Raw genomic sequence first — 15,453 nt, 5'->3', positions numbered from 1 at the left:
CAGCATCTTGCCGCAGCGGGCGGTTTTCGCCGCCGGCTTGGGCAATGCTAGCCCCGCCGGCCGCCCTCCAGATAGGCGGCGCGGATTTCGGGGCGCTGCAGCAATTCGCTGCCGGTGCCGGAGAGCGTGATCAGGCCGTTGACCATGACATAGCCGCGATGGGCGAGTTTCAGCGCGTGATTGGCATTTTGCTCGACGATCAGCACGGTCAGGCCGTCCTGCCGGTTCAGGGTCCGGATGGCGTCGAAAATCTGCCGCGCGATCAGGGGCGCGAGGCCGAGCGACGGCTCATCGAGCATCAGCAGGCGTGGCCGGCTCATCAGGGCGCGGCCGATCGCCAGCATCTGCTGCTCGCCGCCCGACAAGGTTCCGCCGCGCTGGGCCATGCGTTCCTTGAGCCGCGGGAACAGCGTAAAAATGCGCTCCAGGCCGCTGGCGCGGTCGGCCTCGCTGGAGTCGGTCGCGTCGGCGCCCATCTGCAGGTTTTCCGCCACGCTCATCCGCGGGAAAATCCGGCGGCCTTCCGGGGACTGGGCGATGCGCAGCCGCGCGATCTCGTGCGTCGGCACGGCGGTGATATCCTGGCCGTCATATTCGATCTTGCCCGCGCGGGCGCGGGGCCTGCCGAACACCGTCATCATCAAAGTCGATTTGCCGGCGCCGTTGGCGCCGATCAGGGCGACGATCTCGCCGGCGCCGACCTCGAGATCGACGCCTTTCAGCGCCTCGATCTTGCCGTAGGCCGCGCGCAAGCCGCGGATCGCCAGCAGCGGCGTTGTGGGGGATGATGCGGTCACGTTCCGCTCTCCATCACCGCGATGGCTTCCTCCTCGTCGGCGCCGAGATAGGCGGCGATCACCCTGGGGTCGTCGCGGACATGCTGCGGCGTGCCCTCGGCGATCTTGACGCCGTAGTCCATCACCACGACGTGGTCGGAGATTTCCATCACCACCGACATGTCGTGCTCGATCAGGAGGATCGAGGTGCCCTGATTCGCGCGGATCGAGAGCAGCAGCTCGCTTAAGGCTGCGCTCTCGCGCGCGTTGAGCCCGGCTGCCGGCTCGTCGAGGCAGAGCAGCGCCGGTTCAGTGCACATCGCGCGCGCGATTTCGAGGCGGCGCTGATCGCCATAGGGCAGGTTGCCGGCGGCATCGTCGGCGCGGTCGAGCAGGCCAATGCGCTCCAACCACGTTCGCGCCAGATCGATCGCCGCTTTCTCCGCGACGCGCCAGGACGGCGCGCCGATCAGTCCGAGCAGGGTAAGGCCGGAGGCGCGCATCAGCGCATTGTGCTGCGCCACCATCAGATTCTCCAGCGCCGTCATGCCGGGAAAGAGCCGGATGTTCTGGAAGGTGCGCGCGACTTTCGCCTGCTTGGAAATCCGGAAATCGTTCAACCGCTCGAGCTGGATGGTATGGCCGTCATCATGCGCCAGCCGCATGCTGCCGCTGGTCGGCTTGTAGAAGCCGGTGATGCAGTTGAAGACGGTGGTCTTGCCGGCGCCGTTCGGTCCGATCAGCGCGGTGATCTTGCGCCGTTCGGCGCCGAAGGAGAGGTCGTTGACCGCGACGATGCCGCCGAAGCGCATCGACAGATGGTCTACGGAAAGGATGTGATCGGCGCTCATCCGTGCCCCTCCTTGACGAGGTCGGACGAGATCGCCTGGTTGCGTTCCAGGAACACGGTCGGCGCACGGTGACCGATCAGGCCGCGCGGGCGCCAGATCATCAACAGCACCATCGCCATGCCGAACACCAGCATGCGATACTGGTCCAGCCCCCGGAACAGCTCGAAGCCGCCGATCATGGCCAGCGCCGCCAGCGCCACGCCCAGCTGCGAGCCCATGCCGCCCAGCACCACGATCGCCAGCACCAGCGCCGATTCATGGAAGGTGAAGGATTCCGGGCTGATGAAGCCTTGTCTGGTCGCGAAGAATGCACCGGCGAGACCGCCGAACATCGCACCGGTCGCAAACGCTGTCAGTTTTGTGGTTGTCGTGTTGATGCCGAGCGCGCGGCAGGCGACTTCGTCCTCGCGTAAGGCTTCCCAGGCGCGGCCGATGGGCAGGCGGCGCAGCCGGATCGTGACCCAGTTGGTGAGCAGCGCCAGCGCCAGGATCAAATAGAACAGAAAGACGATGCGGTGGGTCGGTGAGAATTCGATGCCGAGTTTGTGCGCAAGCCCGTCGTCGCCCGGCGACAGCGGAATGCCGAACATGGTCGGCCGGGGAATGCCGGAGACGCCGTTCGGACCGCCGGTCACGCTCTGCCAGTTGAGCAGGACGAGGCGGATGATCTCGCCAAAGGCGAGGGTGACGATGGCGAGATAGTCGCCGCGCAGCCGCAGCACGGGAAAGCCGAGCAGCACGCCCCAGAAGGCGGCGAGGATGCCGGCCAGCGGCAGACAGATCCAGAACGACAGTCCGAAATTGGTCGCCAGCAGCGCGTAGGAATAGGCGCCCACCGCGTAGAACGCGACATAGCCGAGGTCGAGCAGGCCGGCGAGGCCGACCACGACGTTCAGCCCCCATCCGAGCATGACGTAAGTCAGCACGAGGATGCCGAGATCCAGAATGTAGCGCTCATTGTAGAAGATCACCGGCACCAGGAAGGTGAAGATCAAGAGCACCGGCGCGACGAGGCGACCCGCGAGCGAAAGCGCCGATGTCACCTGTGGCGGCACGACGCGCACGGTGCCGACCGGTCCCCACCATTGCCGCAGCAATTCGACGACGATGCTGCCGCCGAACACGGTCGCGACCATCATGGCAAGGTCGCCGAAGCGGGTCCAGTAGGTCAGCTGTCCGTCTGATCCTGCTTCGGTGCGCACGCCGATCATCAGCGAGAACAGCACCAGCGCGACCAGCGCGCTGATCAGGGCTTTCTTGAAGATGAAGGCGACGCCGGGTGCGCGTGAGGTTTGCATGGCGGCGGCGGGGTTTGCGCTCACGCTGCGGCTCACACTTTTTCGACTTCAGGCCGGCCGAGCAGGCCGGTCGGAAGGAAGATCAGCACGACGATCAGGATCGAGAACGCCGCGACGTCCTTGTACTCGACCGAGAAGTAGGCCGACCACAGCGTCTCGATCAGCCCGATCAGAAGTCCGCCCAGCATCGCGCCGGGCAGCGAGCCGATGCCGCCGAGCACGGCGGCGGTGAACGCCTTGATGCCGGCGACGAAGCCCATGAAGAAATCGACCAGGCCGTAATAGAGCAGGTACATCATGCCGGCGACCGCGGCGAGCGCCGCGCCGATCACGAAGGTCATGGAAATGGTGCGGTCGACGTCGACACCGAGCAGCGAGGCCATGGTCTGGTCTTGCTCGCAGGCGCGCATGTCGCGGCCCAGCCGCGTGCTCGATACCAGCCAGGTGAACAGCGCGAGCAGCACGACGGTCGTGATCACGACGATGATCTGGATGTTGGACAATTGCACCACGAAGCCGCCGGCGCCCTCATGCAGCGTGTAGCCGCCGGTGATGATCGGCGGCACCGGCTTGACGCGCGCGCCCTGGGCGACCTGGGAATAATTGGTCAGCACGAATGACATACCGATGGCGGACAGCATCGGGGCGAGGCGGAACGAATGCCGCAGCGGCCGGTAGGCGATGCGCTCTACCGTCCAGCCATACAGCGCGGTGATCGCCATCGATACCAGGAGCACGACCAGCAGGATCAGGGGGATTGCGGTCAGGCCGAACGAAACCAGGATCAGGAACGTGATCAGGGCAATGAAGCCACCGATCATGAAAATATCGCCATGGGCAAAATTGATCATGCCGACAATGCCATAGACCATGGTGTAGCCGATGGCGATCAGGCCGTAGATCGAGCCGAGCACGAGGCCGTTGATCAGTTGCTGGGCGAAATAATCCATGCGCTGCCGTATCTAGAGGTCAACGCGCCGAGGCCCCCGGCAGCCTTGATCGACGCGTCGTGTCGTTTTCTTACAGTTTGGAACTGGGTGCGGCAACAGCGCTGGCTGCGGCTTAAAGGGCTTGTACAGAGCTAGTTTTGAGCTGCCGGTTCCCAGGGAGTTCCCTGGGTCACAATGACGACACGGCTCTGCCGCGCAATCATCGCGCCGGAACCGGTGTTCCCTGGCAACTAATGCCCGGACTTTCCGTTGTCTCCGACTCCGTTCAACAAGGGAGATCCCCAATGAGCAAGCCGACCCAAAAGCCGGGCCAGCAGAACCAGAATCCGGGTCAGAAGCCCGGCCAGCAGCAGCAGGGCGGCGGTCAAAAGCCCGGTCAGCAGCAGCAGGATCCGAGCCGCCGTCAGGGCGAGCGACCCGGCGAGATGCCCGATCAGGACCGCTAGTTCGCAGGACCGCCGGTTCGAACGTCAGCGAGAGTTGAGGAAGGCCCCGCCGAAAGGCGGGGCTTTTCCTGTGTGTGGGGCAGGCCGCCGGCCGATTAAGGTAAACAAAGGGTTTAAATTGCCGCTCGCCGTTTAAGGGAGTTACGTCGCGCCCAAACCGACGGCGCCAAGCGCCGCGTGATGAACGGGAAGCGACATGGCCAAACACTGGCGGATCAGTTCACTCAGCGGCGCGCTGCTGGCGGCGTATTTCATTCCGGCCTGGACCCTGATCGCGTTCAAGATCATGGTTTCGCCGATCCACGGCCTCTACGACCGGCCCAACATTTCGCTTGCTTTGTTCGTTAGCGATCATCTGCAACTGGCGGGCGCGGCGACTGTCCGTTTTGCCTGGCTATTGGCGCTCGGGCGGATGACGGTCGTGGCGTTCTTTGCGGTCTTCCTGGTGTTCGTGACCCGCGCCGCGATCCGCAAGAGCGGCGGCTGCAACGAAGCGCTCGGCATGGCGCTGGCGATCGGCAGCGTCATCAGCTTTGCGGGCGTGCTGATGGCGTCGCAGGCCGGTGAGACCGCCGCCCTTCGGATGCATGCAGCCGAACTGTTGATGATGCTCGGCACCGTGATCGTGATGCTGGTCGAGGCGCCGGCGCAGAAGCCGGCGGATGCCAGCGCCGGCTCAGCCGAGCTATCCCTTCAGCAGACCTAATTCGGCGACGATCGCTGCGGCTTCCTTGACGGCGTGGTTGGCCGCGGGCACGCCGCAATAGATCGCCTGCTGCAGGATGATTTCCTTGATATCGTCAGGCGTGAAGCCGCCCTCGGCGAGGGCCGCGCGCACATGCAGGCGGAATTCATCCCATTGGCCGAGCGCGACCATGGTGCCGATCACGAGCACGCGGCGGGTGCGGTGGTCGAAATGCGGGCGGGTCCAGATATCGCCCCAGGCGTAGCGGGTGATCAGGTCCTGGAAATCGGTGTTGAACGCGTTGCGGTTCTTGATCGATTTGTCGACCCATTCATTGCCGAGCACTTTTCGGCGCTGCGTCATGCCGTTCTCGCGGCGCTTGTCGTCGTCCATGGGATTCGCTCCTTTCGTCATTGCGAGCGCAGCGAAGCAATCCATGTCTCCCAGCAACGAAAGAATGGATTGCTTCGCTGCGCTCGCAATGACAGCTGTTAGAGTTAGCGTTGCGTCAGGAAGCCGACCACCGCGTCGGTGAAGGCGTGCGGCTGCTCGACATTGGAAATATGCGCGGCGTCCAAAATCGTCATGCTGGCGCCGGGAATCTGGCTGCGGATGAATTCACCGGCTGAAACCGGCGTCGACATGTCGTGGCGTCCGGCAATCACCAGGGTCGGGCTTTTTATCTTCGGCAGCATCTCGCGGTTATCCAGCCTCGACAGCGCCTCGCAGCAGGCGAGGTAACCCTCGACGGGCGTTGCCAGCATCATCGCCTTCATGTTGGCGGTGATCTGCGGCTCGCGCTCGCGAAAATCCGCCGTCAGCCAGCCGCCGATCACGGTGTCGGCGACCGCGGCGATGCCGCCTTCCTTCACCGCCTTGATGCGGTTGTGCCAGTTGGTCGGGTCCGGATAGTGGCATGCGGTGTTGGCGAGGATGAGTTTGCCGAATCTATCCGGCGCATTGGCGCCCAGCCATTGCCCGACCATGCCGCCCATCGACAGCCCGCACCAATGCGTCTTCGCAATATTCAGGTCGTCGAGGATCGCGAGCACGTCGCGGCCGAAGCGTTCCATCGAATAGGGGCCGGGCGGCACGCTGGATTTGCCGTGGCCGCGCCGGTCGTAGCGGATGACGCGAAACACCTCCGTGAGCGCCTTCATCTGCGGCTCCCACATCTGCATGGTCGAGCCCAGCGAATTCGACAGCATCAACGTCGGCCCGCCGTCGCGGCCTTCGACGGATACGTTGAGCAGGCACCCGTCGGCGTCGATCATCGGCATGGAATGTCTCCGGTCTCTCAAGTTTCCAGTGAAGCGAGCAGGCGGTCGATCAGGGCTTGCGAGGCGCCCTGATAGGCCATCGGCTCGAACAGTTTTGCGATCGTCCCGGCGCTGAGCTGCGCGGTGACTTTTGAATCCGACGTCAGCACGTCGCGCAGATGTTTCTTGCCGGCGACCGCTTTCTTGCTGGCCGCCTCGATCAGATGATGCGCGTCGCTCTTGCCGATCTTCTCAGCGAGCGCGAACGTCACCGCTTCCGCCATGATCAGCCCGTCGGTGGCGTCGAGATTGGCGCGCATTCGCGCCACATCGACTTCTAGTCCCTCGGCGATGTCGACGATGGCTGCAAGCGCCCCCGAGGTGACCAGCAGCAAGGTCGGCAGGGTCGGCCATTCCGCATGCCAGGGCCCGGCGCTGCGCTCGTGGTCCTGCACCTGGGCGGCAAAGATCGTCGCCGCCAGATTGGGCGCCATGGTGGCGGCGGCAAGCGCGGTCGCGGCCGCCACGGGGTTGCGCTTGTGCGGCATGGTGGAGGAGCCGCCGCGGCCTTCGCCTGACGGCTCAAAGGCCTCGCCGACGTCGGTCTGCATCATCAAGGAAACGTCGCGGGCGATCTTGCCGCAAGTGCCGGCGAGAATGGCGAGCACGGATGCGGCCTCCGCGATGCGGTCGCGGTGGGTGTGCCAGGGGGCCTCGGGCAGCGGCAGTTTCAGCTCCTGTGCCAGTTTTTCGGCGACCAGTAATCCCTGATCGCCGAGCGCGGCGAGCGTGCCGGCGGCGCCGCCGAACTGCAGCGCCAGCGTCTCGCTGCGCAACCGCCGCAGCCGCTTCTCCGAGCGGTGCAGGGCCGCGGCATATTCGGCAAGCTTGAGCCCGAACGGCATCGGCAGCGCATGCTGCAGCCAGGTGCGGCCGACCACCGCGGTGTTGCGGTGCTGGCGCGCCAGTCTGGCAAAGCCGGCGATGGCGCGGGCGGTGTCCGTGAGCAGCGCATCGATGCCGGCGCGCAGGCCGAGCATGGCGCCGGTATCGATCACGTCCTGGCTGGTCGCGCCCCAATGCACGTAGCGCGCGGCGTCGGCGTCAGCCTTGGCTACGTTCGCCGTCAGCGCCTTGACCAGCGGGATCGCGAGATTGCCGGACCGCGTCGCGGCCTCGGCCAATGCGGCAAGGTCGAATGATTCGGCCCGGCAGGCGTTCGTGATCGGGCCCGCCGCCTGGTTCGGAATAACGCCGGTCGCGGCTTCGGCGCGGGCCAGCGCGGCCTCGAAATCCAGCATGTTCTGCAGGCATGCGGCATCGTCGCACACCGCGCGCATCGCGGCGCTCGACAGCATCGGGACAAGCAGTGGGGACAAGGATGTGCTCATCTGTGCGGGACCTAACCATCCCAAGTTGGCGTTGCCAACCCGGTTGGTCACACCAACCCGGTTGGTCATACCCACCTGGTTGGCTCTGCCAATGCCCCTGATTATCTGGCGGTATCCGGGTCACAACACCGGGAGCCAGAATTTGCGGCATTGCGGCGATCCCTGTTGGGCTTTGCGAATATGCATCGCTCATTGTCCCAGGGCGGCCTTTCCTTATGCGCGGCCGTGCATTACTTGGGAGAACAGTTTTGAAGCGTTACAGGAGGCAACCCCATGGCCATGACGATGACCGGCGAAGTCCAGCTTGCGGCGCCGCGCGAGGCCGTGTGGGCCAAATTGAACGATCCGGAGGTGCTGAAGGTCTGCATCCCCGGCTGCGAGGAGCTGGAGAAGACCGAGGACAACGGCTTCCGCGCCACCGCCAAAATGAAGGTCGGCCCGGTCTCCGCCCGCTTCAAGGGCAAGGTCACGCTGAGCGATCTCGACCCGCCCAACGGGTACAAGATCTCCGGCGAAGGCGAGGGCGGCGTTGCCGGTTTTGCCAAGGGTGGCGCCACGGTGGCGCTGGCCGAAAAGGATGGCGGCACCTTGCTGAGCTACAATGTCGAGGCCCAGATCGGCGGCAAGCTGGCCCAGCTCGGACAGCGCCTGATCAACGGTTCGGCCAAGAAACTGGCCGACGAGTTCTTCGCCAATTTCGCCAAGGCGGTGCAGGGTTGAAGCTTGGCTGAACGCTTGGCCCCGCCCAAGATTCCCGCCTCAAGTCCAGCCCGAATATCCCCCCAAGAGTCCCGCTAGGCCGCATCTGGCCATGCCGGAAGTGAGTGACTGCCACGGTTGCTCATTGCCGGGATGGCCCATATTATGGCCTTGGAACGATTTTAAACGCCTGCGCAGCCGATATGCGGCAGTGCAGCTCAAGAGAGTGCTGATGGCCAAGATTTCCCTGATCGTGAACGGCAATCCCGTAAACGCCAATGTCGACCCCCGTACCCTCCTGGTCCAGTTTCTCCGCGAAAACCTGCGGCTGACGGGCACCCATGTCGGCTGCGATACCTCGCAGTGCGGCGCCTGCGTCGTCCATCTCGACGGCAAGGCGGTCAAATCCTGCACCACGCTGGCTGTCATGGCCGACGGCCATGAAGTCCGCACCATCGAGGGCCTGGCCGCCGACGGCGCGCCGCTGCATCCGATGCAGGAAGCCTTCCGTGAGCACCACGGCCTGCAATGCGGCTTCTGCACCCCCGGCATGATCATGACCGCGGTCGATTTGGTGCACCGCAAGGGCAACGACCTCTCGGACCACGTCATTCGCGAAGAGCTCGAAGGCAATCTGTGCCGCTGCACCGGCTATCAGAACATCGTGACTTCGATCGCCGCCGGCGCCAAGGCGATGGCCAAATCCGACCTTGCTTAAATCCGACCTGGCTTAAGTCCGCCTCGCATCATCGAATTCATCGCGACCGCGATCAGGAAGTTCTCATGTACGAATTCAAATATCATCGCCCCGCGACCGTGCGTCAGGCCGCCAATCTCCTGGTGAAGAACGAAGACGCCAAGGTGATCGCCGGCGGCCACACGCTGGTGCCGGTCATGAAGCAGCGGCTCGCCAGCCCGCCGCATCTGGTCGATCTCTCCCATATCGAAGGCCTCGACGGCATCGAGATGAAGGGCCGTTCGCTGGTGATCGGCGCCACCGCCAAGCACGCCGCGGTCGCGACCTCGGCTATCGTCGGCGAAGCCCTTCCGGCGCTGGCCGAACTCGCCGGCATGATCGGCGATCCTGCGGTGCGCCACAAAGGCACCATCGGCGGCTCGCTCGCCAACAACGATCCGACGGCGGATTATCCTGCCGCGGTGCTGGCGCTCGGCGCCACCATCGTCACCAACAAGCGCCGGCTGAAGGCCGAAGAGTTCTTCCAGGGCCTGTTCACGACGGCGCTCGAGAGCGACGAGATCATCACCAAGGTGATGTTCCCGGTGCCGAAGAAGGCTGCCTATATCAAATTCCGCAACCAGGCCTCGCGCTACGCGTTGGTCGGCGTGTTCGTCGCCAAGCGTCCGTCGGATGTCCGCGTCGCCGTCACCGGCGCCGGTTCGGACGGCGTGTTCCGCGCCGAACCGTTCGAAGAGGCGTTGAAGAAGCGCTTCTCGCACAAGGTGCTCGACGGCGTTTCCGTTCCGGCCGAAGGGCTGAACAGCGACCTGCACGGCAGCGCCGAATATCGCGCGCATTTGATCGGCGTGCTGACGCGCCGCGCCGTCGAAGCTGCGACGGCGAAGTAAGTTTGCCGTTTCCCGGCTCAGCAAGATTGGCTTTGTCATGAGTGCATCGGCGCTACCGAAATCCGTCGATGCGATGCAGGAATTGCTGACCTCGCGCGGCTATCTCGCCGAGCGATCGCTGGCGACGGTGACCTATCTGTCGCTGCGGATGGGGCGGCCGCTGTTCCTCGAAGGCGAGGCCGGCGTCGGCAAGACCGAAATCGCAAAGGTGCTGTCGGCTGCCCTTGGCCGCAAACTGATCCGTCTGCAGTGCTACGAAGGCCTCGACGTTGCCTCCGCGGTCTATGAGTGGAACAGCGCTGCGCAGATGATCGCGATCCGGCTGGCGGAAGCCGGCGGCGACACTGACCGCGACCAGCTTTCCAGCGATATTTTCGCCGAGCGTTTCCTGATCAAGCGGCCGCTGCTGCAGGCGCTGGAGCCGGACGTGGCCGGCGCGCCGGTGCTGCTGATCGACGAACTCGACCGTGCCGACGAGGCGTTCGAGGCGTATCTTCTGGAAATTCTCTCGGACTTCCAGGTGACGATCCCGGAATTCGGCACCGTGAAGGCGCCGCAAGCGCCGATCGTGATCATCACCTCGAACCGCACCCGCGAAATCCATGACGCGCTGAAGCGCCGCTGCCTCTATCACTGGGTGGATTATCCCAATGCCGAGCGCGAGCTTGCGATCGTCAAATCGCGCGTTCCGGATATTTCCGCAAAGCTGTCGCAGCAGGTCGTCCGCTTCGTGCAGGCGCTGCGCGATCAGGATTTCTACAAGTCGCCGGGCGTTGCCGAGACCATCGACTGGGCCACCGCGCTGACCGAGCTCGACGCCCGCTCGCTGACGCCGCAAGTCGTCGGCGACACGCTGGGCGCGCTCCTGAAGTATCAGGACGACATCGCGCGGATGCAGGGCGACACGCTGCAGAAGGTTTTGAAGGAAGCGACGAGCGACTGACTTGTCATTCCGGGATGGTCCATAGGACCAGACCCGGAATCTCGAGATTCCGGGTTCGATGCTTTGCATCGCCCCGGAATGACGGGATAAACCGAGTGCTACGATGGCCATCGACCACCTCAACCCGCCAACCGGCCAAATGGCCGACAACGTCGTCGGCTTTGCCCGCGCGTTGCGCGCGGCCGGCATTCCGGTCGGGCCGGGTGCGGTCATCGATGCGCTCAACGCGCTGCAGGTGATTGAGATCGGCAACCGCGCCGACGTCTACACCACGCTGGAAGCGATCTTCGTCAAGCGTCACGAACATGCGCTTATTTTCAAGCAGGCTTTCGACCTGTTCTTCCGCGCCGCCGAAGAGTGGAAGTCGATGCTGGATTCGGTGCCGCTGCCGGACCACGCCAAGAAGAAACCACCGCCGGCCTCGCGGCGCGTGCAGGAGGCTTTGGCGCAACCCTCGATGCGCGAGGAGGCCCCGCAGGCCCAGGAGCAGGAACTGCGGCTGTCCGTCTCCGACAAGGAGATCCTGCAGAAGAAAGATTTCGCGCAGATGAGCGCGGCCGAGATCGCCGAAGTGACGCGTGCGATTGCGGACATGCGATTGCCGCAGGCCGAGCTGCGCACCCGCCGCTACCAGCCGGACGCGCGCGGGCTCAAGCTCGACATGCGCCGGACGCTGCGCGCCTCCTTGCGCACCGGCGGCGAGATCATCGACATCCGAAAGCTCGGGCGGATCGACAAGCCGGCGCCGATCGTGGCGCTCTTGGATATCTCGGGATCGATGAGCGAATATACCCGCCTGTTCCTGCATTTCCTCCATGCCATCACGGATGCGCGCAAGCGCGTCTCGGTGTTCCTGTTCGGCACCCGCTTGACCAATGTGACGCGCAGTTTAAGGGCGCGCGATCCCGACGAGGCGCTGGCGCGCTGCTCGTCCTCGGTCGAGGACTGGGCCGGCGGCACCCGCATCGCCACCTCGCTGCACTCGTTCAACAAATTGTGGGGCCGGCGCGTGCTCGGGCAGGGCGCTATCGTGCTCTTGATCTCGGACGGGCTGGAGCGTGAGGCCGACGACAAACTGGCGTTCGAGATGGACCGGCTGCACCGGTCCTGCCGCCGTCTGATCTGGCTCAACCCGCTATTGCGCTATGGCGGCTTCGAGGCCAAGGCGCAGGGCATCAAAATGATGCTGCCGCACGTTGACGAATTCCGCCCGGTGCATAATTTGAGTTCAATGGAAGGGCTGATTGCGGCGCTTTCGGCGCCGCCTCCGCCCCATCATCGCAGCGTGATCCGATCGGCAGCTTGAAAAGAGGCCCGCTATGCTCAATCGCGACGAAGACATCCTGCAGGCCGCCGAGGCCTGGCAAAAGGCCGGTCATGGCGTTGCGCTGGCGACCGTGGTCGAAACCTGGGGTTCGGCGCCGCGCCCGGCCGGCTCCAGCCTGGTCATCAATGACGACGGCACGTTCTTAGGCTCGGTGTCCGGCGGCTGTGTCGAGGGCGCCGTCGTCACCGAGGCGCTCGACGTGATCGCGAGCGGCCAGCCCAAGATGCTGGAATTCGGCGTGGCCGACGAGACCGCCTGGAATGTCGGTCTAAGCTGCGGCGGCACCATCCGTGTCTTCGTCGAGAAGGTAGGCCAGTCGTGAAGCTCCAAACTCTTTCCGAAGTGAACATCGAGCGCGCCGCGCGGCGGCCGGTGATCGTGATCACCGATACCGCCAATGGCGACCAGCGCCTCGTAAAGGCAAAAGACATCGCATCCGATCCCCTGCGGGCTGAGCTTTCAAAGCAGTTGCGCATGGGCAAGAGCGGCATGATCGAGGCCGCCGGCAAGAAACTGTTCCTCAACGTCTACGCGCCGACCGCGCGGCTCGTGATCGTCGGCGCGGTCCATATCAGCCAGGCGCTGGCGCCGCTGGCGCGCTCGCTCGATTACGACGTGACGGTGGTGGATCCGCGCACGGCGTTCGCCAGCCCCGAGCGTTTTCCGGATGTGCCGCTGATCGCCGAATGGCCCGACGTCGCGCTGCCGCCGCTCAATGTCGATCACTACACCGCGTTCGTCGCAGTGACGCACGATCCCAAGATCGACGATCCGGCGCTGCTGCATGCGTTTGCGCGCGACTGCTTCTACATCGGCGCGCTTGGTTCGCGAAAGACTCATGCCAAGCGCGCCGAGCGGCTGAAGGCGCAAGGCGCATCGGACGCTGACATCGCACGCATCCATGCGCCGATCGGCCTCAACATCGGCGCGGTGTCGCCGTCGGAGATCGCTGTCTCGATCATGGCCGAGATCACCGCCGAGCTGCGGCTGCCGAAGGAAAACGTGAAAGAGCAGGCGGCATGAAATTCGGCCCCGCCAGTCCGGCCGACGCGATTGGCGGCGTCACCGTGCATACGCTTCGCCAGGGCGCGCTGGTGCTCAAGAAAGGCACGTCCATTGGTCCCGGTGAAGTCGAGGCGCTGACCAAGGCCGGCGTCAAGGAAATCGTCGTGGTCCGGCTGGAAGACGGCGACGTCTCCGAAGACGTCGCGGCCGCCAGCATCGCGCAGGCGGTTGCGGGCGAGGGCGTCAATGTCGAGCGTGCCTTTACCGGCCGTTCCAATCTGTTCGCCGCCCAGGCCGGCGTGCTGGTGGTCGATCGCGCCGCGGTCGATCGCATCAACGGCGTCGATGAAGCCATTACCTTTGCAACCTTGGCCGCCTTCAAGCCGGTGGTCGAAGGCGAGATGATCGCGACCGTCAAGCTCATTCCGTTCGGCGTCGAAGCGAAACTGCGCGACGCGGCCGTCGCCGTCGCCGGCAAGAACGCGCTGCGGATTGCGCCTTACACCATCAAGCGCGTCGGCGTGGTCTCGACTCTGCTGCCGGGGCTCGCGCCGAAGGTCATCGAGAAAACCCTGCGCGTTACCGCCGAGCGACTGGCGCCGGCGGGCGCCGCCATCATCGCCGAGCGCCGCGTGCCGCATGACGAGACGGTGCTGGCAGCCTCGATCAAGGAGTTGCTCGGCCTTGGCGCTGAACTCGTGATCGTTTTCGGCGCATCCGCGATTGCCGACCGCCGCGACGTGATCCCGGCGGCGATTACCGAAATCGGCGGCGCGATCGAGCATTTCGGCATGCCGGTCGATCCCGGCAATCTGCTGCTGATCGGCAGCGCCGGCGGCGTGCCGGTGCTGGGCGCGCCAGGCTGCGCGCGCTCGCCGGTCGAAAACGGCTTTGACTGGGTGCTGATGCGCCTGCTCGCGGGACTGAAGGTGACGCGCGCCGAACTCACCGGCATGGGTGTTGGCGGCCTCCTGATGGAAATCGTGACGCGGCCGCAGCCGCGCACCGTTGCCGACACCGAAGCCAGCCGCAACGTTGCGGCGATCGTGCTCGCGGCCGGACGTTCGACCCGGATGGGCGGCCCCAACAAGCTGCTCGCCGAACTCGACGGCAACAAGCTGGTGCGGACCGTGACCGAGCATGCGCTGGCCTCGAAGGCGACGGAGGTGATCGTCGTCACCGGCCATCAGGCTGATCTGGTCGAGCAGGCACTGGCCGGCTTGAGAGTGAAATTCGTCCGCAACCCGGATTTCGCCGGCGGGCTCGCAAGCTCCGTCAAGGCCGGCATCGGGGCGGTGCCGGTGACTGCCGACGGCGCGCTGGTCTGCCTCGGCGACATGCCGCTGATCGATGCCAAGCTGATCGACCGGCTGATCGAGGCGTTCGAGCCGGATCGCGGCCATCTCATCGCAGTCCCGGTCAGCGACGGGCGGCGCGGCAATCCGGTGCTGTGGTCGCGGCGCTTCTTCCGCGAATTGATGACGCTGGATGGCGACGTCGGCGCCCGCCACCTCATCGCCAAGCATGCCGAAGCCGTGGCTGAAGTCCCGGTCGAGGGCGAAAGCGCGTTTCTCGATATCGACACGCCGCAGGCGCTGGAAGCGGCAAGGCGGGGTTAAACGGGTTCGTAGGGTGGGCAAAGCGAAGCGTGCCCACCATTTACGACGACGATCTTAGAGAGATGGTGGGCACGGCGCAGCGCGCCTTTGCCCACCCTACGCCCCCCAAAATTCAACCTTCCGTTCACCAAGTCTCAACTCCCTCCCGGCTAGATTCCGCCCGCTGTCTTGGGGGATGGGGCCTTGATCGTTTCGACCGCTGCCGCGCAGCGCCGCGCGCTGTTCATTCTCGCGCTTACTTTGGTGATCGGCGCGTCGCGCTTCGTCACTGAAAGCTGGGCGGCCGGCGCGTTGGCGGTCGGCAAATGCGGCGCCTATGGCCAGGCCTATGACTATCCTGCCGAAGAGACCGCGCGGGCTGCCGCGCTGAAGCAATGCAAGGGCGACTGCACCGCCGTGACCATGAAGCGCGCCTGCGCCGCGTTCGCCATCGACATGGCCAAGCCCTGCGGCGCCCACGGCTATGCCGTGAAGCCGAAGATTTCGAGCTCGCTCAACGCCGCGACCAAGAAGTGCTACGAATTCGGCGGCAAGGAATGCGTGATCCGCGCCTGGGCCTGCGACGCCAAGGGGTGACCTCTTGCGTCATTCCGGGGCGCGTCGTAGATGCGAACTCG

The 15,453-nt window shown here is 64.9% G+C and carries 18 protein-coding genes; 11 read left to right on the top strand and 7 right to left on the bottom strand.

The features are described from left to right. Nucleotides 1-47: 47 nt before the first annotated feature. The 4 genes from ABIE49_RS06630 to ABIE49_RS06615 are packed head-to-tail and all read right to left on the bottom strand — an operon-like array spanning nt 48 to nt 3,875. Nucleotides 48-797, bottom strand: coding sequence for an ABC transporter ATP-binding protein (locus tag ABIE49_RS06630; RefSeq protein ID WP_192734123.1), 750 nt, complete (start codon nt 795-797; stop codon nt 48-50). After that, complete coding sequence (locus ABIE49_RS06625; RefSeq protein ID WP_192734122.1) at nt 794-1,627, bottom strand: ABC transporter ATP-binding protein; 834 nt, start codon at nt 1,625-1,627, stop codon at nt 794-796. Before ABIE49_RS06625 ends, ABIE49_RS06630 begins: the two co-directional genes overlap by 4 nt. Next, nucleotides 1,624-2,925: a high-affinity branched-chain amino acid ABC transporter permease LivM gene (gene livM, locus ABIE49_RS06620; protein WP_192734274.1), complete on the bottom strand. Its 1,302-nt coding sequence runs from the start codon at nt 2,923-2,925 to the stop codon at nt 1,624-1,626. The genes ABIE49_RS06625 and livM overlap by 4 nt, the downstream gene beginning before the upstream one ends. A 32-nt stretch (nt 2,926-2,957) precedes the next feature. Further along, nucleotides 2,958-3,875, bottom strand: coding sequence for an ABC transporter permease subunit (locus ABIE49_RS06615; protein ID WP_057853065.1), 918 nt, complete (start codon nt 3,873-3,875; stop codon nt 2,958-2,960). A 284-nt stretch (nt 3,876-4,159) separates the two neighbouring features. On the opposite strand from ABIE49_RS06615, the gene ABIE49_RS06610 reads away from it, so the two are divergent. After that, complete coding sequence (locus ABIE49_RS06610; protein ID WP_192734121.1) at nt 4,160-4,321, top strand: hypothetical protein; 162 nt, start codon at nt 4,160-4,162, stop codon at nt 4,319-4,321. Nucleotides 4,322-4,517: 196 nt separating this feature from the next. Then, complete coding sequence (locus tag ABIE49_RS06605) at nt 4,518-5,027, top strand: hypothetical protein (RefSeq protein ID WP_192734120.1); 510 nt, start codon at nt 4,518-4,520, stop codon at nt 5,025-5,027. On the opposite strand, the gene ABIE49_RS06600 is transcribed toward ABIE49_RS06605, so the two are convergent. The 3 genes from ABIE49_RS06600 to ABIE49_RS06590 all read right to left on the bottom strand — a co-directional run bounded on the left by ABIE49_RS06600 (nt 5,007) and on the right by ABIE49_RS06590 (nt 7,656). Continuing rightward, entirely contained in the window at nt 5,007-5,399 is a 393-nt protein-coding gene (locus tag ABIE49_RS06600; protein ID WP_192734119.1) for a carboxymuconolactone decarboxylase family protein, read from the bottom strand. The two genes, ABIE49_RS06605 and ABIE49_RS06600, sit on opposite strands and share 21 nt — an antisense overlap. A 104-nt stretch (nt 5,400-5,503) precedes the next feature. Next, nucleotides 5,504-6,286 (bottom strand): 3-oxoadipate enol-lactonase, encoded by a 783-nt coding sequence (gene pcaD / locus ABIE49_RS06595; RefSeq protein ID WP_192734118.1) that lies wholly within the window; start codon nt 6,284-6,286, stop codon nt 5,504-5,506. A gap of 17 nt (nt 6,287-6,303) precedes the next feature. Next, nucleotides 6,304-7,656 (bottom strand): 3-carboxy-cis,cis-muconate cycloisomerase, encoded by a 1,353-nt coding sequence (locus ABIE49_RS06590; RefSeq protein WP_192734117.1) that lies wholly within the window; start codon nt 7,654-7,656, stop codon nt 6,304-6,306. Nucleotides 7,657-7,929: 273 nt separating this feature from the next. Between ABIE49_RS06590 and ABIE49_RS06585 the strand changes: the two genes are divergently transcribed. The 9 genes from ABIE49_RS06585 (at nt 7,930) to ABIE49_RS06545 (ending at nt 15,412) form a co-directional block, all read left to right on the top strand. Beyond that, complete coding sequence (locus tag ABIE49_RS06585) at nt 7,930-8,376, top strand: SRPBCC family protein (RefSeq protein WP_192734116.1); 447 nt, start codon at nt 7,930-7,932, stop codon at nt 8,374-8,376. A gap of 211 nt (nt 8,377-8,587) precedes the next feature. After that, nucleotides 8,588-9,073 carry a (2Fe-2S)-binding protein gene (locus tag ABIE49_RS06580; protein WP_192734115.1) on the top strand — a complete coding sequence of 162 codons (486 nt, stop codon included), beginning with the start codon at nt 8,588-8,590 and terminating at the stop codon, nt 9,071-9,073. Between the two features lie 65 nt (nt 9,074-9,138). Beyond that, the gene (locus ABIE49_RS06575) at nt 9,139-9,942 is read left to right on the top strand and encodes an FAD binding domain-containing protein (protein WP_192734114.1); all 804 of its coding nucleotides are present in this window, start codon (nt 9,139-9,141) and stop codon (nt 9,940-9,942) included. Nucleotides 9,943-9,979: 37 nt separating this feature from the next. Beyond that, on the top strand, nt 9,980-10,885 hold the full coding sequence (locus tag ABIE49_RS06570) for an AAA family ATPase (protein WP_192734113.1): 906 nt from the start codon (nt 9,980-9,982) through the stop codon (nt 10,883-10,885). 103 nt (nt 10,886-10,988) lie between these two features. Beyond that, nucleotides 10,989-12,191: a vWA domain-containing protein gene (locus ABIE49_RS06565; RefSeq protein WP_192734112.1), complete on the top strand. Its 1,203-nt coding sequence runs from the start codon at nt 10,989-10,991 to the stop codon at nt 12,189-12,191. A gap of 13 nt (nt 12,192-12,204) precedes the next feature. After that, nucleotides 12,205-12,534 (top strand): XdhC family protein, encoded by a 330-nt coding sequence (locus ABIE49_RS06560; protein WP_192734111.1) that lies wholly within the window; start codon nt 12,205-12,207, stop codon nt 12,532-12,534. Continuing rightward, nucleotides 12,531-13,235 carry an XdhC family protein gene (locus ABIE49_RS06555; RefSeq protein WP_192734110.1) on the top strand — a complete coding sequence of 235 codons (705 nt, stop codon included), beginning with the start codon at nt 12,531-12,533 and terminating at the stop codon, nt 13,233-13,235. Before ABIE49_RS06560 ends, ABIE49_RS06555 begins: the two co-directional genes overlap by 4 nt. Beyond that, nucleotides 13,232-14,836: an NTP transferase domain-containing protein gene (locus tag ABIE49_RS06550; RefSeq protein WP_192734109.1), complete on the top strand. Its 1,605-nt coding sequence runs from the start codon at nt 13,232-13,234 to the stop codon at nt 14,834-14,836. The genes ABIE49_RS06555 and ABIE49_RS06550 overlap by 4 nt, the downstream gene beginning before the upstream one ends. 186 nt (nt 14,837-15,022) lie before the next feature. Beyond that, on the top strand, nt 15,023-15,412 hold the full coding sequence (locus tag ABIE49_RS06545) for a DUF4189 domain-containing protein (RefSeq protein WP_409363368.1): 390 nt from the start codon (nt 15,023-15,025) through the stop codon (nt 15,410-15,412). Nucleotides 15,413-15,453: the final 41 nt, after the last annotated feature.

Origin of the sequence: Bradyrhizobium sp. OAE829 (genome assembly GCF_040546575.1) — a bacterium.
In the GTDB taxonomy this organism is placed as follows: Bacteria; Pseudomonadota; Alphaproteobacteria; order Rhizobiales; family Xanthobacteraceae; genus Bradyrhizobium.
This window is presented reverse-complemented; position numbering and strand designations above follow the sequence as displayed.